4 protein-coding genes are annotated in these 21,729 nt (G+C 71.0%); 1 reads left to right on the forward strand and 3 read right to left on the reverse strand.

Features of this window, described 5'->3' with window-relative positions; translation table 11 throughout:
* Positions 1-35 precede the first annotated feature (35 nt).
* Positions 36-1,190, reverse strand: a complete 1,155-nt coding sequence (locus WS54_RS31330) for an ABC transporter ATP-binding protein (RefSeq protein WP_059781730.1) — start codon at positions 1,188-1,190, stop codon at positions 36-38.
* A gap of 235 nt (positions 1,191-1,425) precedes the next feature.
* Here WS54_RS31330 and WS54_RS31335 point away from each other — a divergent pair, with 235 nt between their 5' ends.
* Complete coding sequence (locus WS54_RS31335) at positions 1,426-2,439, forward strand: LacI family DNA-binding transcriptional regulator (protein ID WP_059781727.1); 1,014 nt, start codon at positions 1,426-1,428, stop codon at positions 2,437-2,439.
* A gap of 343 nt (positions 2,440-2,782) precedes the next feature.
* Here the strand turns inward: WS54_RS31335 and WS54_RS31340 are convergent, their stop codons facing one another.
* Together WS54_RS31340 and WS54_RS31345 are read right to left on the reverse strand one after the other, a co-directional pair.
* Positions 2,783-8,005, reverse strand: a complete 5,223-nt coding sequence (locus tag WS54_RS31340) for a beta strand repeat-containing protein (RefSeq protein WP_108042063.1) — start codon at positions 8,003-8,005, stop codon at positions 2,783-2,785.
* Between the two features lie 298 nt (positions 8,006-8,303).
* The gene (locus tag WS54_RS31345; protein WP_059781666.1) at positions 8,304-21,020 is read right to left on the reverse strand and encodes an autotransporter-associated beta strand repeat-containing protein; all 12,717 of its coding nucleotides are present in this window, start codon (positions 21,018-21,020) and stop codon (positions 8,304-8,306) included.
* Positions 21,021-21,729: the final 709 nt, after the last annotated feature.

The raw sequence follows: 21,729 nt of genomic DNA on the forward strand, positions 1-21,729 counted from the left end.
TGCCGCGTCGCACGCGGCGGCTCGGCATTGCGCCGTTACGCGAACGCCGCTTCGGCGTGAAGGGCCGGCAATGCGATGCCGGCTTCGTCGAAAAGGTGACAGCTCGACGGCGGCACGCGGAACGCATGGCGCTCGCCGCGCCGCAACGCGGTCTGCCCGGGCAGTTTCGCGAGTAGCGGCACACCGTCGGGCTGGTCGAGATGCACGTACGCGGCTTCGCCGAGGTGCTCGACGAGCGCGACGTCGCGGACGATCGACGGCCAGCCGGCCTCGCCGGACGCCGCGAGCGTCAGGTGCTCGGGACGGATCCCGAGCGTCACGCGCGCGCCGCGGCCGACGTGGCGCGGCAACGGGCGATCGCGCAGCGTCAGCGTTTCGCCGGTGCCTTCCAGCGTCAGCCGGCAGCCGTGCGCATCGCCCGCGTCGACGATCGCCGGCAGAAAGTTCATCCGCGGCGAGCCGATGAAGCCCGCGACGAAGCGGTTGGCCGGCCGGTGATACAGCTCGAGCGGTGCACCGGCCTGCGCGATGCTGCCGAAGCGCGCGACGTCGTCGCCCGCGTGCAGCAGCACGATCCGGTCGGCCAGCGTCATCGCCTCGATCTGGTCGTGCGTGACGTAGACCGAACTCGATTGCGTGAAGCGCGCGTGCAACCGCGCGATTTCGACACGCGTCTGGCCGCGCAGCGTCGCGTCGAGGTTCGACAGCGGCTCGTCGAACAGGAACACGCGCGGCTCGCGCACGATCGCGCGGCCGATCGCGACGCGCTGCCGCTGCCCGCCCGACAACGCCTTCGGCTTGCGATCGAGCAGCGCTTCGAGCTGCAGCACGCGCGCGGCCTCGATCACGCGGCGGCGGATCTCGTCCTTCGGCGTGCCGGCGATTCGCAGTCCGAAACCGATGTTGTCGAACACGGTCATGTGCGGAAACAGCGCATAGCTCTGGAACACCATCGCGACGCCGCGCTCCGCGGGCGGCGTGTCGTTCATCCGTGCGCCGCCGATCCGCAGCTCGCCCTCGGTCACGTCCTCGAGCCCGGCGATCATCCGCAACAGCGTGGATTTTCCGCAGCCCGACGGACCGAGAAACACGCAGAATTCGTGCGACGCGATCTCGAGGTTCACGTCCCGCAGCACCGGCGCATGGTCGCCGTAGCGCTTCGAGACATCCTTCAATGAAATGGCGGTCATCGCGCTCTCCTTTCGCCGGTCACACGCATCGGACCGAAAAATTTAAACGCTTAAATTTCTGTGGCGCGATTCGCCCGGTTCGCCGTACCATGTCGTCTCCTTCCTCTGATGTGTCGAGAAATTAGCGTATCGGCCGTCCCTGTGCAACTTGTGGGACGCACTCCCAGAATATGAGCAGACACTTCCCCGCCTTACTGTCGTCGCGCGGCGCTGCCCGACCGGCCGGAGCCCGCGCATGGTGACGCTCGCGCAAGTCGCGCGGCGCGCGAACGTCACCGCGGCGACCGTCTCGAACGTGCTGCGCAATCCGCAGAAGGTGAAGCCGGCGACCGTCGAGCGCGTGATGGCCGCGATCCGCGAACTCGGGTATCGGCCGAACCTGACCGCGCGCGCGCTCGCGGAGGGCCGCACGTCGACGCTCGCGCTGATGCTGTCGAACATCACGAACCCGTTCTATCCGGAGTTCGTGCTGGCCGCCGAACGCGAGGCGCGCAAGCGCGGCCATTACCTGCTCGTGTCCAATACCGACGACGATCCGGCGATCACGCGCAACTACCTCGAGCGGATCGCGGGGACGCTCGCGGCCGGTGCGATCGTGATGAACACCGATCTCGCCGAAGCGGAACTCGCCGACATCGCCCGTCACGGCGCATCGATCGTGCTGTGCATGTGGGAACACGTGCATGCGTCGCGCACGCTGCCGTGCGTGACCGTCGATTTCGCGGCGGCGGGCGCGCTGGCGGCCGCGCATCTGTCCGGTCTGCGGCATCGCACGTTCGGCGCGCTCGTCGGCAAGGGGTCGGGCGGGCCGCAGTCGGTGCGGCTGCGCGGTTTCGCCGACGAACTCGCGGCGCGCGGCCATCCGGCACATGCGCTGACGACCGTGTCGGCGCACGACTCGATCGAAGGCGGCTACGAAGCCGCCGCCGCGCTGCTGCGGGAGCAGCCGGGCCTTACCGCGCTGTTCGCGACCAACGACCTGATGGCGATCGGCGCGATGCAGGCCGCCGCCGATCTCGGCCTGCGCGTGCCGGCCGATCTGTCGGTGGTCGGCATGACCGATATCCAGCTCGCCCACCAGTTCCGCCCCGCGCTCACGACCGTACGGTTCCCGACCGCGCAGATCGCCGCGCGGTCGATCGCGCTGACGCTCGACATGATCGACGGGATCGAGCCGGGCACGGCCGTGCATACGATCGGCGCACCCGAGCTGGTCGTGCGCGAATCGACCGGGACGGCGCCGGACTGATGGTTCGATGTCCACACGTTTGCGGCTGCGGCGTGCGGCGTATGCGTCGGGAATGAACGAAGTGGCGTCGGTCCCGCGGTTGCCGTTTTCTCGTTCGACGAAGGCGGAAACGTACATCGCTCCCGTCGACGCGCGGCGAACCGATGCAGACGGGAAGAGGTCGGGAAGCCCGAGATGGAGGCATCCGACGCAACGGCTCCCCGAAACGCAAAATGGCGCGTCACCGGCCAACGCCGCGCGAGTCGACACGATTCGTCGGTCGGCCGGCGTTGTGAATGACGCGCCTGAGGTGTGAAGATGCGCGACCGCCCGGAGCATGCAGCGGCCGCGATATCGACGTCGCCTACTTCTTGATCACCGGAACGGTGAGCGAAGTGACGAGCGACGTCACGGGTGCCAGCAAACCACCCGACGAACTGCCTCCGCCTTGCGCGGAATTGCCGTTCAGCGAAACCGCCAGCGCGGGGACGACGCCGGCCACCGACCCGACCGCCGAACCGACCGATTGCACCGCCGCGTTGGCGATCGTCGCGCCGCCGGAGATGAGCGCCCCCGCGGCGTTCGTGACACCGCCGACCGCACCGGCTGCCGTACCGCCATTGAGCGCGACACTCAGTGCCGGAAGGGTCCCGGCGACCGCGCCGGCGGTGCCGGTCACGGTGTGCGCGAGCGAACCCGCCAGGCCTGTGGTGACCGTCGCGAGCGAGCCCGCCGCACCGGTTGCGCCGGAGAGCGCACCGGATCCGGAGCCGACGACGTTGCCAGCGCCGCTTGTGGCGGATCCGATCAGCGACGTGACGGTCGATGCGATCGGTGCGATCGCCGCGGTGCCGCTGCCGGCGAGGCCGGTTACCGCGCCGGACGCTGCGCCGATCGCACCGGTGGCTGCGCCGACCGGCAACGAGCCGCCGAGATTGCCGACGATGCTCGTGATCGGCGTGATCAGCGCGCCGCCGTTGCCCGCGACACCGGTGACGGCGTTGACGACGCCCGTGCCCGCGTTGGCGACCGTGCCCACGAGGCCGCCGAGACCGCCGGCCGCGCCGCCGGCACCGCCCACTGCGCCGGCCAGCGTTCCGACTGCACCGGTGGCCGTGTTGCCGACCGTGCCCACGACGCCGCCGAGACCACCGGCCGCGCCGCCGACACCGCCCACTGCGCCAGCCAATGTTCCGACTGCACCGGTGGCCGTGTTGCCGACCGCGCCCACGACGCCGCCAAGACCACCGGCCGCACCGCCGACACCGCCCACTGCGCCAGCCAATGTTCCGGCCGCACCGGTTGCCGAGTTGGCTACCGTGCCTACGATGCCGCCGAGACTGCCGAGGCCTCCGGTCGCACCGCCGCCGACACTACCCGCTGCGCCGGCCAGCGTTCCGACTGCACCGGTGGCCGTGTTGCCCACCGTGCCCACGATGCCACCGAGACTGCCGGTCGCACCGCCGACACCATCTGCTGCGCCGGCCAACGTCCCGACTGCACCAGTTGCCGAGTTGGCCACCGTGCCGACGATGCCGCCAAGACCGCTGGTCGCGCCGCCAGCACCGCCCAGCGCGCCGGCCAGGGTTCCGACTGCACCGGTGGCCGTGTTGCCCACCGTGCCCACGATGCCACCGAGACTGCCGGTCGCACCGCCGACACCACCTGCTGCGCTGGCCAACGTCCCGACTGCACCGGTTGCCGAGTTGGCTACCGTGCCCACGATGCCGCCAAGACCGTTGGTCGCGCCGCCAGCACCGCCGACTGCGCCGGCCAATGTCCCGACTGCATCGGTTGCCGAGTTGGCTACCGTGCCCACGATGCCACCGAGACTGCCGAGGCCTCCGGTCGCGCCTCCGCCGACACCGCCCACTGCGCCGGCCAACGTCCCGACAGCGCCTGTTGCCGAGTTGCCGACCGCGCCCACGATGCCGCCGAGACCGCCGGCCGCGCCGCCGGCACCGCCCACTGCGCCGGCCAGCGTTCCGACTGCACCGGTGGCCGTGTTACCGACCGTGCCCACGATGCCACCGAGACCGCCGGTCGCACCGCCAGCACCACCCAGCGCGCCAGTCAACGTTCCGACTGCACCAGTGGCCGTGTTCGCTACCGTGCCGACGACGCCACCGAGACCACCGGTCCCGCTACCGACACCGCCCAAAGCACCAGTCAGCGTTCCGACTGCACCCGTCGCCGTGTTCGCGACCGTGCCGACAACGCCACCGAGACCACCGGTCCCACCGCCGACACCACCCAGCGCACCAGTCAGCGTTCCGACTGCACCCGTCGCCGTGTTCGCTACCGTACCGACAACGCCACCGAGGCCACCGGTCCCACCGCCAACACCGCCCAAAGCGCCAGTCAGTGTTCCGACTGCACCCGTGGCCGTGTTCGCTACCGTACCGACAACGCCACCGAGGCCACCGGTCCCACCGCCAACACCGCCCAAAGCGCCAGTCAGTGTTCCGACTGCACCCGTGGCCGTGTTCGCTACCGTTCCAACGACACCGCCGAGGCCGCCGGTCCCGCCACCACCGATGCCACCCAGTGCGCCGGTTACCGTACCGACCACACCGCCAAGACCGCCAGCCGGATCGCCAACTCCACCCAAGGCACCCGTCACCGTACCGACCGCGCCGCTTGCCGCATTGCCCACCGTTCCGACAACGCCACCGAGACCACCGGTCCCACCGCCGACACCACCCAGCGCGCCAGTCAGCGTTCCGACTGCACCCGTCGCCGTGTTCGCGACCGTTCCAACGACACCGCCGAGGCCGCCGGTCCCGCCACCACCGATGCCACCCAGTGCGCCGGTGACCGTGCCAACCACGCCACCAAGCCCACCGGTCGGATCACCAACTCCACCCAAGGCACCCGTCACCGTGCCGACTGCGCCGCTTGCCGCGTTGCCCACCGTTCCGACAACGCCACCGAGACCACCAGTCCCGCCACCGCCGACACCACCCAGCGCGCCGGTCAGCGTTCCGACTGCACCCGTCGCCGTGTTCGCGACCGTGCCGACAACGCCACCGAGACCACCGGTCCCACCGCCGACACCTCCCAGCGCACCAGTCAGCGTTCCGACTGCACCCGTCGCCGTGTTCGCGACCGTGCCGACAACGCCACCGAGACCACCCGTCCCGCCGCCAACACCGCCCAGTGTGCCAGTCAGCGTTCCAACTGCACCCGTTGCCGTATTCGCGACCGTGCCGACAACGCCACCGAGGCCGCCAGTCCCGCCGCCAACACCACCCAACGCGCCAGTCAGCGTTCCGACTGCACCCGTCGCCGTGTTCGCGACCGTGCCGACAACGCCACCGAGACCACCGGTCCCACCGCCGACACCACCCAGCGCACCAGTCAGCGTTCCGACTGCACCCGTCGCCGTGTTCGCTACCGTACCGACAACGCCACCGAGGCCACCGGTCCCACCGCCAACACCGCCCAAAGCGCCAGTCAGTGTTCCGACTGCACCCGTGGCCGTGTTCGCTACCGTACCGACAACGCCACCGAGGCCACCGGTCCCACCGCCAACACCGCCCAGCGCGCCAGTCAGCGTCCCGACTGCACCCGTGGCCGTGTTCGCGACCGTGCCGACAACGCCGCCGAGACCACCAGTCCCGCCACCACCGATGCCACCCAGTGCACCGGTTACTGTGCCAACCACACCACCAAGCCCGCCGGTCGGATCGCCGACACCACCCAAGGCGCCCGTCACCGTACCGACCGCGCCGCTTGCTGCGTTGCCCACCGTTCCGACGACGCCACCGAGACCACCGGTCCCGCCGCCAACACCGCCCAACGCGCCAGTCAGCGTTCCGACTGCGCCCGTGGCCGTATTCGCTACCGTGCCAACAACACCGCCGAGACCGCCGGTCGGATCGCCGAGACCACCCAAGGCACCCGTCACCGTACCGACCGCGCCGCTTGCTGCGTTGCCCACTGTCCCGACAACGCCACCGAGTCCACCAGTCCCGCCGCCGATGCCACCCAGCGCGCCGGTTACCGTGCCAACCACGCCACCAAGCCCACCGGTCGGATCACCCACTCCACCCAAAGCGCCCGTCACCGTACCGACTGCGCCGCTTGCCGCGTTACCCACCGTTCCGACGACGCCACCGAGTCCACCAGTCCCGCCACCACCGATGCCACCCAGAGCACCGGTTACCGTGCCAACCACACCACCAAGCCCGCCGGTCGGATCGCCGACACCACCCAAGGCGCCCGTCACCGTACCGACTGCGCCGCTTGCTGCGTTACCCACCGTTCCGACAACACCACCGAGACCGCCAGTCCCGCCACCACCGATGCCACCCAGAGCGCCGGTTACCGTACCGACCACACCACCAAGCCCACCAGTCGGATCGCCGACACCACCCAAGGCGCCCGTCACCGTACCGACTGCGCCGCTTGCCGCGTTGCCCACCGTTCCAACGACGCCACCGAGACCACCGGTCCCACCACCGACACCGCCCAAAGCGCCAGTCAGCGTCCCGACTGCACCCGTGGCCGTGTTCGCTACCGTGCCAACAACGCCGCCGAGACCACCAGTCCCGCCACCACCGATGCCACCCAGTGCACCGGTTACTGTGCCAACCACACCACCAAGCCCGCCGGTCGGATCGCCGACACCACCCAAGGCGCCCGTCACCGTACCGACCGCGCCGCTTGCCGCGTTGCCCACCGTTCCAACAACGCCACCGAGACCACCGGTCCCCCCGCCAACACCGCCCAAAGCGCCAGTCAGCGTTCCGACTGCGCCCGTGGCCGTATTCGCTACCGTGCCAACAACGCCGCCGAGACCACCCGTCCCGCCACCGCCGACACCACCCAGTGCACCGGTTACCGTACCGACCACACCACCAAGACCGCCAGCCGGATCGCCGACACCACTCAGGGCACCCGTCACCGTACCGACTGCGCCGCTTGCTGCATTGCCTACTGTCCCGACAACGCCACCGAGACCACCAGTCCCGCCACCACCGACGCCACCCAGTGCGCCGGTCACCGTGCCAATCACACCACCGAGACCACCCGTCCCGCCACCACCACCGCCGACACCACCCAACGCCCCCGTCACCGCACCGACCGCACCGGTTGCCGTGTTCGCTACCGTCCCGACGACATCACCAAGCCCGCCAGCCCCGCCACCACTTCCGCCAAGGCCGCCCAGCGCACCCGTCACCGTGCCGACCACACCACCGACACCACCTGTCCCACCGCCGCCACCACCACCGACACCACCCAACACCCCCGTCACCGTACCGGCCACGCCTGCGACCGGCTCGAGCAATCCGCTACCGATATCGATGGTCGCGCTTCCCGTCCCCGTCCCTGCCAGCCCGATCGAGATACCGCCCGCATTCGGGCTGCCGACCGTCACCACCCCGTTCCCCCATCCCGTCACGGTGCCGACGAGTTCCCCGGGCGCGGGGGATCCGCCTGCGACGATGAGACCGTCGGATTTGCTGACACTTCCCACCGGGGAAGCCAGTACCCCCGCCTGAGACGCCGAGGCGGCCAGGCCGAACAAAGCCGCGACCGACAAGGCGATGCCTGTCAATTTCACGTTCGCTTTCGTTTTCATGAATAACCTCATTTCGGTTGGACAACCGCGGAACGGCTCGAGCGATGACGCGTGGACCCTGCCGCTGCGAAGGCGGCGCGAATCGTTCGCGGATTGCCCGATACGGCAAAGCGTTGAAACAGGTTTAAACAGGCCGATGCAACGGGACACCAGACATCAAGCGACGCACTTCATGAAAATTGATTCGCATCACGAAACTTAAGCGATGCGAACCTGACAACCGACCATCATCGAACCATCGATCGACGATTGACCGCTCACGACGATACCTTCCGTCGCGAGCGGCCCCCGCCTCCCTTTAGAACTTCCACAGCAGATTGCCGTACAGCGCGTGGTCGCTGATGCTGCCGCCGATCTGGCCGCTGTAGGACAACCCGAGCGACAGGTTCTTCGTGACGGCCGCGTCGACACCGACCTCGAGCACCGCGGCGTCACGCGCGACCGGCACACCGACCACGCTGAACGGCGAACCGCCGCTCGCGAACGACAGCCTCGACGCCGGCTGCGTATTGCCGAACGCGTGCCGCCAGCCGACCGTGCCGAACGCCGTGACCTTGCCCTTCGTCGTGACCGCGACGTCGGTCGAGGCCCGCACGCCGAGGGTCGAGAAGCCGAGGCCCGTCGTGTCGGAATCGCCCTGCAGGGCAGCCGCGCCGCCGTTCTCCTTGAAGCCGTCGGTGTGCAGGCTCGCGTACCCGAGCCCGACGAACGGTTCGAGCGCGACGTTGCGAATGGCCGTCGAGTAGCCGATCTCCGTGAACACCTGCGTCGCGTTCGCGTCGTAGCTCGCGGTGTCGTGATCGGAGAAGCTGCCGAACGACGGATTGCGCTCGCTATGCACGCGGTACCACGACTGCGACACGCCACCGCGCACGTTCCACGCGTCGTATCGGCCGCTGGCGTACAGCGCGATCGTCTCGCCGTTGACCTTCGCCGACTCGTTCTGGTCGGTATTGAGCTGGCTGCGCGACGCGCCGCCCGCGATACCGACGCGCCAGTGGCTGCTGACTTCCGCGTCCGTACCGACGACGAAGCCGTACAGGTTGCGATCGATCGAAGCGACGCCGTCGCCGTCGAACCGGCTATGCGAACCGTACAGCCGGCCCCACACCGCGGGCTTGAACGACTTGGCCGGCGTGCAGCCGTTCTCCGCGGCCATGCGCCGGTCGAGCGCCGCCGAGTGATCGTCCGCCGACACCGGCGCCTCGCATCCGCAGAGCGCCCCGCCCGGCTGCGAACCGAGCCGTGCACGATCGAGCACCGCGTCGCGCACGTAGCGGCTATCCGACAACAGCACGCTGCGCGTACTCGGATACAGGTCGCCGGCCAGTTGCGTGAACGCGCGGTTCGCGGTCGGCGCATCCGTCGTCAGCACCGTATCGAACAGCGGGTTGCCGGCACCGAGCGTGCCGACCGCGCCCGCCACCGCTTGCCCGTCGGGCGTCGTCGCGACCGACGTGAACGGCGTGCCGTTCGGCGCCAGCGACATCAGCACCTGCGCCGGGTTGTACGTGAGCGTCGGCGTGAGGAACGCATACGTCGAGTTCACCGCGCTGAACTGCCCTTGCACGCCCGCGCCGGCATTCACGATGGTGTAGAGCTTGCCCGGCTGATATTGCCCGGTCGCCGCGACGACCTGTACCGACCCGCCGTTGAGCGTGGCGGAGCCGGTCACGTCGAGGGCGCCGCTCTGTTGCGGCGTGGCGCCGACCTGCAGCGTCGAACCCGGCTGGAAGGTCGCGTTGCCCGCGACCTTCAGCGGCTGCCCGAGCTGGAGGACCGATGCGGTACCGCCGCCCGACACGACCAGGCCGCCGATCGTGCCCGTCCCGGTGACGGTCGCGCCGTTGCCGACGGTCACCGGCGAGTTGGCCAGCGAACCGGTGACCGCGAGCGTGCCGCCCGTCACGGTGGTCGGCCCGGACAGCGTGCTGGTCCCGCTCAGCACCTGTGCGCCCGTGCCGGCCAGCGTCAGCGGGCCGGTACCCGACAGCGTGCCCGCGAACGAGCTGGTGCCGGCGGTATTGACGGTCAGCGGCGTCGCGCCGAGGTTCACGTTCGAACCCGTCGTGCCCGACAGCGTGCCGATCGATTGCGGTGCGGCCGAACCCGTGAGGTCCAGCGTCGCGCCGCTGCCGGCGAGCGTCACCAGGCTCGTCGGCGCAAGGCTGCCTGCGCCGGCAAGCGCGAGCATGCTGCCGCTGCCGATCGTCGTGCCGCCGGTGTACGTGTTGACGCCGGTCAGCGTCTGCGTGCCGCCGCCCTGCACCGCGAAGCCGCCGGTACCCGCGATCGTGCCGCCGAACGAACCGCCCGTCGGGCCGGCCACGGTCAGCGTGTTGCCGCCGAGATTCACGGTCGAACCCGCCGCGCCCGACAGCGCGCTGGCCGTCTGCGGCGTCGTCGTGCCGCTGACGTCGAGCGTCGCGCCGTTGCCGGCCAGCGTCAGCGCACTGCCGGCCGACAGGCTGCCGTTGCCGCCGACCGCCAGCGTGCTGCCGTTGCCGATCGCCGTGCCGCCCGTGTACGTGTTCGCGCCGCTGAGGGTCGTCGTCGACGGGCCGCTCACCGCCAGGTTGCCGCCGCCCGAGATCGGGCCGCTCAGGCCGAGGTTGTTGGCGCCGCCCACCGTCAGCGTCGAACCCGTGCCGAGGTTCACGGCGTTGCCGAGCGTCGTGCCGGGCACGCTGGTCCCGAGCGTGCCGCCGTTGCCGCCGACACTCAGCGTGCCGCTGCCGAGTGCGGTCGGCGTGCCGGCGACGAGCGTGCCGCCGCCCGTGACGCTGGTGCCGCCGGTGTACGTGTTGGCGCCGGACAGCGTCGTCGTCGCCGGGCCGTTGAGCGCGAGTGTGCCGCTGCCGGAGATCGGGCCGCTCAGACCGAGGCTGTTCGCACCGCCCACGGTCAGCGTCGAGCCCGTACCGAGGTTCACCGCGTTGGTCAGCGTCGTACCCGGCGTGCCCGCGGCCAGCGTGCCGCCTGCGCCGCCGGTGTTCAGCGCGCCGGTGCCGAGCGCCGTGTTGCTGCCCGCGACCAGCGTGCCGCCGCCCGTCAGGTTCGTGCCGCCCGTGTACGTGTTGTTGCCGGTCAGCGTTTCGGTGCCCGGGCCGGCCAGCGTGAGGCTGCCGCCCGCGCCGGCGATCGTGCCGCCGTACGTGCTGCTGCCCGTGCCGCCGAGCGTCAGGTTGTTGCCGCCCAGGTTCACCGTCGAGCCGGCCACGCCCGACAGCGTGCCCGTCGTCTGCGGCGTGGTCGCGCCGCTCAGGTCGAAGGTTGCGCCCGCACCCGTCAGGCTCACCGGCGTCGTCCCCGACAGGCTGCCGCCCGCGCCGATCGCCAGCGTGCCGCTGTTGATCGTCGTCGCGCCGGTGTACGTGTTCGCGCCCGTCAGCGTTTCGGTGCCCGTGCCCGACAGCGTCAACCCGCCCGTGCCGCCGACCGTACCGCCGAACGTGCCGTTGCCCGACCCGCCGAGCGTCAGCGTGTTGCCGCCGAGGTTCACAGCCGAACCCGCTGCGCCGGACAGCGTACCGGTCGTCTGCGGCGACGTGGCCGCGCTCACGTCCAGCGTCGAGCCCGCACCGGTCAGATCGACCGCGCTGCCCGCCGACAGGCTGCCGCCCGCACCGACTGCGAGCGTGCTGCCGCCGCCGATCGTCGTGTTGCCGGTGTACGTGCCGGCGCCGGTCAGCGTCGTCGTCGACGGGCCGGTCACCGCCAGATTGCCGCTGCCCGAGATCGCACCGCCGAGGCCGAGATTGTTCGCACCGCCCACCGTCAGCGTCGAGCCCGAACCGAGATTGATCGCATTGGTCAGCGTCGTGCCGGCCACGCTCGTGCCGAGCGTGCCGCCTGCGCCGCTGGTGTTCACCGTGCCCGTGCCGAGCGCCGAGCCGTTGCCGGCGAGCAGCGTGCCGCCGCCGCTCAACGTCGTGCCGCCCGTGTACGTGTTGTTGCCGGTGAGCGTTTCGGTACCGGTGCCCGACAGCGTCAGGCTGCCGCCCGTGCCGGCGATCGTGCCGCCGAACGTGCCGCTGCCCGACCCGCCGAGCGTCAGCGCGTTGCCGCCGAGGTTCACCGTCGAACCGGCGACGCCTGCCAACGCGCCCGTCGACTGCGGCGACGTGGCCGCGCTCAGATCGAGCGTGGCGCCGGCGCCGGCCAGATCGACCGCGCTACCCGACGACAGGCTGCCGCCCGCGCCGACCGCCAGCGTGCTGCCGTTGCCGATCGTCGTGTTGCCGGTGTACGAGCTCGCGCCGGTGAGCGTCGTCGTCGACGGACCGCTCACCGCGAGGTTGCCGCTGCCCGAGATCGCGCCGCCAAGGCCCAGATTGTTCGCGCCGCCGACCGTCAGCGTCGAACCCGCGCCGAGATTCACCGCGTTGCCGAGCGTCGTGCCGGCCACGCTGGTGCCGAGCGTGCCGCCCGCGCCGCTCATGTTCAACGCACCCGTGCCGAGCGCCGAGCCGTTGCCCGCGATCAACGTGCCGCCACCGGTCAGGCTCGTGCCGCCCGTGTACGTGTTCGTGCCGTTCAACGTTTCGGTGCCCGTGCCGCCCAGCGTCAGGCTGCCGCCTGCCCCGGCAATCGTGCCGTCATACGTGCCGCTGCCCGTGCCGCCGAGCGTCAGGTTGTTGCCGCCCAGGTTCACCGTCGAGCCGGCCACGCCCGACAGCGTGCCCGTCGTCTGCGGCGTGGTCGCGCCGCTCAGGTCGAAGGTTGCGCCCGCACCCGTCAGGCTCACCGGCGTCGTCCCCGACAGGCTGCCGCCCGCGCCGATCGCCAGCGTGCCGCTGTTGATCGTCGTCGCGCCGGTGTACGTGTTCGCGCCCGTCAGCGTTTCCGTGCCGGTGCCCGACATCGTCACGCCGCCCGTGCCGGCGATGTTGCCCGCGTAAGTGCCGTTGGCCGAGCCGCCGAGCGTCAGGTTGTTGTTGCCCAGGTTCACGGTCGAGCCGGCCACGCCCGAGATCGCGCCCGTCGATTGCGGCGACGACGCGCCGCTCAGGTCGAGCGTCGCTCCGGCCGCCGTCAGGCTGACCGGGCTGCTCGACGACAGGCTGCCGTTGCCGCCGATCGCGAGCGTGCCGCTGTTGATCGTCGTCGCACCGGTGTACGTGTTGGTGCCCGTCAGCGTTTCCGTGCCGGTGCCCGACAGCGTCAACCCGCCCGTGCCGCCGATCACGCCTGCGTACGTGCCGCTACCCGAACCGCCGAGCGTCAGCGTATTGCCGCCCAGGTTGACGTTCGTGCCCGTGCCGCCGGACAGCGCGCCGCTCGTCTGCGGCGACGTGGCCGCGCTCAGGTCGAGCGTGGCGCCGGTGCCGGACAGGTCGATCGCGCTGCCCGACGACAGGCTGCCGCCCGCGCCGACCGCCAGCGTGCTGCCGCCGCCGATCGTCGTGCTGCCCGTGTAGGTGTTCGCGCCCGACAGCGTCGTCGTCGACGGACCATTCACTGCGAGGTTGCCGCTGCCCGAGATCGCGCCGCCGAGGCCGAGATCGTTCGTACCCCCGACCGTCAGCGTCGAACCCGCGCCGAGGTTCACCGCGTTGCCGAGCGTCGTGCCCGGCGTGCTCGCGGCCAGCGTGCCGCCCGCGCCGCTCGTGTTCAGCGCACCCGTGCCGAGCGCCGTGTTGCTGCCCGCGATCAGCGTGCCGCCGCCCGCCAGGTTCGTGCCGCCCGTGTACGTGTTGTTGCCGGTCAGCGTTTCGGTACCCGTGCCCGACAGCGTGAGGCTGCCGCCCGCGCCGGCGATCGTGCCGCCGTACGTGCCGTTGCCCGTCCCGCCGAGCGTCAGGTTGTTGCCGCCGAGGTTCACCGTCGAACCGGCCACGCCCGACAGCGTGCCCGTCGTCTGCGGCGTGGTCGCGCCGCTGACGTCGAACGTTGCGCCCGCACCGGCCAGGTTCACCGGGCTGCTCGCCGACAGGCTGCCGCCCGCGCCGATCGCCAGCGTGCCGCTGTTGATCGTCGTCGCGCCGGTGTACGTGTTGGTGCCCGTCAGCGTTTCGGTGCCCGTGCCCGACAGCGTCAACCCGCCCGTGCCGCCGACCGTACCGCCGAACGTGCCGTTGCCCGACCCGCCGAGCGTCAGCGTGTTGCCGCCGAGGTTCACCGCCGAACCCGCTGCGCCGGACAGCGTACCGGTCGTCTGCGGCGACGTGGCCGCGCTCACGTCCAGCGTCGAGCCCGCACCGGTCAGATCGATCGCGCTGCCCGACGACAGGCTGCCGCCCGCGCCGACCGCCAGCGTGCTGCCGCCGCCGATCGTCGTGTTGCCGGTGTACGTGCCGGCGCCGGTCAGCGTCGTCGTCGACGGGCCGGTCACCGCGAGGTTGCCGCCGCCCGAGATCGCGCCGCCGAGGCCGAGATTGTTCGCGCCGCCGACCGTCAGCGTCGAGCCCGAACCGAGATTGATCGCATTGGTCAGCGTCGTGCCTGCGACGCTCGTGCCGAGCGAGCCGCCCGCGCCGCTCGTGTTCAGCGCGCCCGTGCCGAGCGCCGAGCCGCTGCCCGCGATCAGCGTGCCGCCGCCCGTCAGGTTCGTGCCGCCCGTGTACGTGTTGTTGCCGGTCAGCGTTTCGGTGCCCGTGCCCGACAGCGTGAGGCTGCCGCCCGCGCCGGCGATCGTGCCGCCGTACGTGCCGCTGCCCGCCCCGCCGAGCGTCAGGTTGTTGCCGCCGAGGTTCACCGTCGAACCGGCCACGCCCGACAGCGTGCCCGTCGTCTGCGGCGTGGTCGCGCCGCTGACGTCGAAGGTCGCGCCCGCACCGGCGAGATTCACCGGGCTGCTCGCGGACAGGCTGCCGCCCGCGCCGATCGCCAGCGTGCCGCTGTTGATCGTCGTCGCGCCCGTGTACGTGTTGGTGCCGGTCAGCGTTTCCGTCCCCGTGCCGGCCATCGTCAGCCCGCCGGTGCCGCCGATCGTCCCCGCATAGCTGCCGTTGCCGGTACCGGCCAGCGTCAGCGTGTTGCCGCCGAGGTTCACGTTCGTACCCGCGACGCCGGACAGCATCCCGCTCGTCTGCGGCACGGTCGCCGCGCTGATGTCGAGCGTCGCGCCCGTGCCGGCGAGATCGAGCGCGCTGCCCGACGACAGGCTGCCGCCCGCACCGACCGCCAGCGTGCTGCCGCCGCCGATCGTCGTGTTGCCGGTATAGGTGTTCACGCCCGTGAGCGTGGTCGTCGACGGGCCGCTGACCGACAGGCCGCCGCTGCCCGAGATCCCGCCGCCCAGCCCGAGATCGTTCGCACCGCCAACCGTCAGCGTCGACCCTGCGCCGAGATTGATCGCATTGCCGAGCGTCGTGCCGCCGACGCTCGTGCCGAGCGAGCCGCCCGCGCCCGTCACGTTGAGCGCGCCGGAACCCAGTGCGCTGCCGTTGCCGGCAATGAGCCCGCCGCCGGCGAGCGTGGTGCCGCCCGTGTACGTGTTCGTGCCGGTGAGTGTCGTGGTGCCCGCGCCGGTCTGCGCAAGGCCGCCGCTGCCGGAAATCGTGCCGCTCAGGCCGAGATCGTTCGCGCCGTTCAGGCCGAGCGTCGCGCCCGCGCCGAGCGTGACCGCATTGCCGAGCGTCGTGCCGCTCACGCTCGCGTTCAGCGTGCCGTTGCCGGTCACGTTCAATGCGCCGGAACCGAGCGCCGTGTTGCTGCCCACGCTCAGTCCGCCGCTGCTCAACGTCGTCCCGCCGCTGTAGGTGTTCGCGCCGCCGAGCGTGGTCGTGCCCGAGCCGGACTGCACCACGCCGCCCGCGCCGGAAATCATGCCGTTCAGGCCGAAGTCGAACGCGCCGCCGAGATTCAGCGTCGAACCGGCGCCCAGATCGACGGCGTTCGCCAGCAGCAGGTTGGCCGTGCTCGCGCTGAGCGTGCCGCCGCTGCCGGTGACGCCGAGTGTGCCCGTGCCGAGCGCCGTGTTGTTGCCGACCGACAGGCTGCCGGCGCTCAACGTCGTGCCGCCCGAGAACGTGTTCGCACCGAGCAGCGTCGTCGTGCCGGTGCCGGTTTGCGCGAGACTACCGGCGCCGGAAATGGTCCCGCCGAGGCTCAGGTCGGCCGCGCCGTTCAGGCCAAGTGTCGCGCCCGCGCCGAGATTCACCGCATTGCCGAGCACCGTGCCGCCGATATTCGTCGCGAGCGAGCCGCCCGCGCCCGAGAGATTCAGTGCCCCGGTGCCGAGCGCCGCGCCGTTGCCGGCGATCAGCGTGCCGCCGCCGGTCAGGTTCGTGCCGCCCGTGTACGTGTTGGTCCCGTTCAGCGTTTCGGTGCCCGTGCCCGACAGCGTCAGGCTCCCGCCCGCTCCCGCGAGCGTGCCGGCGAACGTGCCGCTGCCCGTGCCGCCCAGTATCAGGCCGTTGCCGCCGAGGTTCACCGTCGAACCGGCCACGCCCGACAGCGTGCCGATCGCCTGCGGCAGTGCTGCCCCGCTCAGGTCGAACGTCGCGCCGGCGCCACCCAGATTCACGGCGCCGCCCGCGGCCAGGCTGCCGCCCGCGCCGATCGCCAGCGTGCCGCTGTTGATCGTCGTGCCGCCGCTGTAGGTGTTCGCGCCGGTGAGCGTCTCCGTGCCGGTGCCGGCCATCGTCAGCCCGCCCGCACCGCCGATCGTGCCGCCGAACGTGCCGTTGGCGGCGCCGCCGAGCGTCAGCGTATTGCCACCGAGATTCACCGCCGAGCCGGCTGCGCCGACCAGCCCGCCCGTCGCCTGCGGCGACGTGGCCGCGCTCAGGTCGAGCGTCGCGCCCGCGCCTGCCAGATCGAACAAGCTGCCGCCGGACAGGCTGCCGCCCGCGCCCACCGCGAGCGTGCTGCCGTTGCCGATCGTCGTGTTGCCGGTGTAGCTGCCCGCCCCCGTGAGCGTCGTGATCGACGGGCCGTTCACCGCGAGGTTGCCGCCGCCCGAAATCGCACCGCCCAGGCCCAGGTTGTTCGCGCCGCCGACCGTCAGCGTCGCGCCCGCGCCCAGGTTCACCGCATTGCCGAGTACCGTGCCGCCGACGCTCGTGCCGAGCGAGCCGCCCGCGCCCGTCACGTTCAGCGCCCCCGTGCCGAGCGCCGCGCCGTTGCCCGCGATCAGTCCACCGCCGGCGAGCGTCGTGCCGCCCGTGAACGTGTTCGCGCCGAGCAGCGTCGTCGTGCCGCTGCCGGTTTGCGCAAGCCCGCCGTCGCCGGCAATCACGCCGCCGAGGCTCAGATCGGCCGCGCCGTTCAGGCCGAGCGTCGCGCCGGCGCCGAGGTTCACCGCGTTGCCGAGCAAGGTACCGGCGACGTTCGTCGCGAGCGTGCCGCCCGCACCGCTGACATTCAGCGCACCGGTGCCGAGCGCCGCGCCATTGCCGGCGATCAGTCCGCCGCCGCTCAACGTCGTGCCGCCCGAGTACGTGTTCGCGCCGAGCAGCGTCGTCGTGCCGCTGCCGGTTTGCGCGAGGCTGCCGTTGCCGGCGATCGTGCCGCTCAGGCCGAGATCGTTCGCGCCGTTCAGCCCCAGCGTGACGCCGGCCCCGAGATTGACCGCGTTGCCGAGCGTCACGCCCGGCACGCTCGCGCCGAGCGAAGCCGAGCCGTTGACGTCGAGCGCGCCGACGCCGAGCGCCGCACCGCTGCCGACGAGCAGGCTGCCGCCCGTCAGCGCCGTGCCGCCCGCGTACGTGTTGTTGCCGGTCAGCGCCTGCGAGCCGGTGCCGGACAGCGTGAGCCCGCCCGCACCGCCGATGTTGCCGGCGAAGACGCCGCTGCCGCTGCCTGCCAGCGTCAGGTTGTTCGAACCGAGATCGATCGTCGAACCCGCGACACCCGACAGCGTGCCGATCGACTGCGGCGTGGTCGCACCGGCGATGTTGAACTGCGCGCCGGCGCCCGTCAGGTTGACGGGGCTCGACGCGGCGAGGCTGCCGCCCGCGCCGATCGCGAGCGTGCCGCTGCCGATCGTGGTGCCGCCGGTAAACGTCTCGGCCGCGGTGAGCGTCGTCGTGCCCGGGCCGCTCACGGTCAGGCCGCCCGCGCCGGAAATGATCCCGCCCAGCCCGAGATCGTTCGCACCGCCAACCGTCAGTGCCGCGCCCGCGCCGAGCTGGATCGCATTGCCGAGCACCGTGCCGCCGACGGTCGTGCCGAGCGTGCCGCCCGCGCCCGTCACGTTCAGCGCCCCCGTGCCCAGCGCGGCGCCGTTGCCGGCGAGGATTCCGCCACCGGCGAGCGTCGTGCCGCCCGAGAACGTGTTCGCGCCGGTCAACGTCGTGATGCCCGAACCGATTTGCGCGAGGCCGCCGGTACCGGCGATCACGCCGTTCAGGCCGAGATCGTTCGCGCCGGTCAACGCGAGCGTCGCGCCCGCGCCGAGGTTCACCGCATTGCCCAGCGTCGTGCCGCTCACGCTCGCGCCGAGCGCGCCGCCCGCGCCGGCGACGTTCAGCGCGCCGCTGCCCAGCGCCGTATTGCTGCCGGCGAGCAGCGTGCCGGCGCTCAGCGTCGTGCCGCCGCCGAAGGTGTTCGCGCCGGACAGCGTCGTCGTGCCCGTGCCGCTCAGCACGAGACCGCCGGTGCCGCCGATCGCGCCGCTCAGGCCGAGGTCGTTCGCGCCGTTCAGCGTCAGCGACGCGCCGTTCAGGTTGATGCCGTTCGCGAGCGCCGCGCCGGCCGCCAGATCGGCGCTCAGCGAACCGCCCAGCCCGCTCACGTTCAACGCGCCGCCCACGCCGAGCGCCGAGTTACCGCCGACGATCAGGCTGCCGCCGCCCGTCAGGCTCGCGCCGCCCGTGAACGTGTTCGCACCGGACAGCGTCGTGGCGCCGGTGCCGCCGAGCGCCAGGCCGCCCGCGCCCGAGATCGCGCCGCTCAGGCCGAGATCGGCCGCGCCGTTCAGGCCGAGCGTCGCGCCCGCGCCCAGGTTGACCGCATTGCCGAGCACCGTGCCGCCGACGTTCGTCGCGAGCGTGCCGCCCGCGCCAGATACGTTCAGCGCGCCCGTGCCCAATGCCGCGCCGCTGCCGGCGATCAGCCCGCCGCCGCTCAGCGCCGTGCCGCCCGAGAACGTGTTCGCGCCGAGCAGCGTCGTCGTGCCGGCGCCCGATTGCGCGAGGCTGCCGCTCCCGCCGATCGCACCGCCCAGGCTCAGGTCGGCTGCGCCGTTCAGGCCGAGCGTCGCGCCCGCGCCCAGGTTGACCGCATTGCCGAGCAGCGTGCCGCCGACGCTCGTCGCAAGCGTGCCGCCCGCGCCGGATACGTTCAGCGCGCCCGTGCCGAGCGCCGCGCCAGTGCCGGCGATCAACCCGCCGCCGCTCAGTGCGGTGCCGCCCGAGAACGTGTTCGCACCGAGCAGCGTCGTCGTGCCGGTGCCGCTTTGCGCGAGGCCGCCGCTGCCGGCGATCGTGCCGCCGAGGCTCAGGCCGGCCGCGCCGTTCAGTCCCAGCGTCGCGCCTGCATCGAGATTCACCGCATTGCCGAGCAGCGTGCCGCCCACGTTCGTCGCCAGCGAGCCGCCCGTGCCGCTCACGTGCAGCGCGCCCGTGCCGAGTGCCGCGCCAGTGCCGGCGACGAGCCCGCCGCCGCTCAACGTCGTGCCGCCCGTAAACGTGTTCAGGCCGAGCAGCGTGGTCGTGCCCGAGCCGGTTTGCGCCAGCCCGCCGTTGCCGGCGATCACGCCGCCCAGCCCGAGATTGGCCGAGCCGTTCAGACCCAGGGTGACGCCGGTGTCGATGTTCACCGCGTTGCCGAGCACCGTGCCGCCGACGCTCGTACCGAGCGTGCCGCCCGCGCCCGTCACGTTCAGCGCGCCGCCGCCGAGCGCCGTCGCGGTGCCGACGAGGAGCCCGCCGCCGCCCGTCAGATTCGTTCCGCCCGTGAACGAATTGGCGCCGTTCAGCGCCAGCGTGCCGGTGCCGCTCACGTTCAGCGCACCGGCGCCGCCGATCGCGCCCGACAACCCGAGCCCGGTCGCGCCGTCCACCGTCAGGCCGCCGGTCAGCGTCACGTTGTTGAGCAGGTTCACGCCGGCCGCGCCGGCCTCGAGCGTGCCGCCGCCGCCGACGATCGTGCCGGTGCCCAGCGCGCCGGCGCCGTGGACGATCGCGGTGCCGCCGGTCAGCGACGCGTTCGTCGCGGTCGATGCGCCGGTGATGTCCCACGTGCCGCCCTGCACGGCGAGGTTGTTGAAATTGCCGTACGTATCGACCGCAATGGCGCCGTTCGCCGCGCCGCCGGCGGCCGTGTTCAGCTGCAGGTTGAGCGTGTTGTTGCCGCCCAGCCCGGCGTCGACGCCGAGCCCGACCGACGACCCGGTCAGCGCGTTGAACGTGTTCGATGTGCCGAGGGCCGCGCCCAGCGACACGTTGCCCGTGACGGTGCCGGCGTTCGTGAACGTGTTCCCTGCGCCCGGCGTGCCGCTGGGCGCGAGCGCCACCGAACCGTTGATCGTGCCGCCGCTCGCGTTGGTGAAGTTGGTCTGCGCACCGCCCGACGTGGTCACGACCTGCGCGGTCGGCCCCGCGCCGAAGCCGAGCAGGCCGGTCGTACCGATCGTGCCGGCATTCGTGATGTTCGTCGTGCCGCCGATGCCGTTGTTGACCGTCAAAGCCGGCCCGTTGACCAGCGAGCTCGTCGATCCCATCATCACGCCCGTGCTGGCGTTCGTGACGTTGACGGTGCTCGCCGACGCGCTATTGCCGACCACCGTGCCGTTCGACACGACGCTCAGCCCGGACAACGCGGGGTCGATCCGGCCGTTGTTGGTCAGCGTGACGCCGCTGCCCGTCAGCGACAGCGCGGTGCCGCCGAACAACGGCACCACGGAAATGGTCGCGCCGGGCTGGACGGTCAGGTTCAGATTGTTCGTGCCGTTCGAATAGGACGTGCTGGCTCCGGTGCAACTGACGGTCGTCGTTCCGGTGCAGGCAGCCAGGGCGTCGGCGGGGACGATCCCGGCGCCGACCAGCGCGACCAGCATGCCGGTCGGGACGAGGAGTTTCGGACGTGCTTCCGCGCGCTTTTTGTTCGAGCCCATGCGCATACGCATAATCACACCTTCCCATGAGAGAATCGACGACACCGGGCATTCGCCGGCGCATTCAAAATGCCGGGGATAAATACCGGAATGCGTTATTCGACGTTTTTCGGAAAATACCGTCCCATCACCAATCCAAAGCGGCTGGCTGGATTAAAAACAAACAAGAACGAATCGACGAGAATTATTGAATCGGCATATTTTACTTTTAACCCCCTTCGTCACCCGGTAAATTTTCCACTAATCAATAACAGTTGTTTTAACGACACCGGAAACGTTGCCTCGACGAGCACAGCTCATCGCACGTCCGTCCATACAGGCCAACAACGCATCCATGCCGAAACCCCGCCCGTACGGGGCTTCCCGCCCCACAATCAAACGCCGCCCGCTCCCGTCGGATAACCGCGCGCCTGTTGCCCCGCATACCGGTTCGTCAGTGCCTGCCGCCCGATCCGCCTGTCTCCCGGCGTGATCGCGAGTCAAATATAGGCCCGAGTCGCAAACGTTTTCCATCGGCCGGGTATTTTTTTGGCAAAACTCAATATTCTTTCATTCACATTAATTCATTGGCACGCGAGATGAAAATGATTCTCTTTAAATAAATCACGAAAATCATTAAGAAAGGCAAAAAAATCAAATTCCCCGGTGCAGGTTTTTTAGCGAATCTGCTTTAATTGGTTCAGATTCGCTGCATTGCCTTTCCGTCTCGCGGGCGATAACG

This window comes from Burkholderia sp. NRF60-BP8 (assembly GCF_001522585.2).
In the GTDB taxonomy this organism is placed as follows: Bacteria; Pseudomonadota; Gammaproteobacteria; order Burkholderiales; family Burkholderiaceae; genus Burkholderia.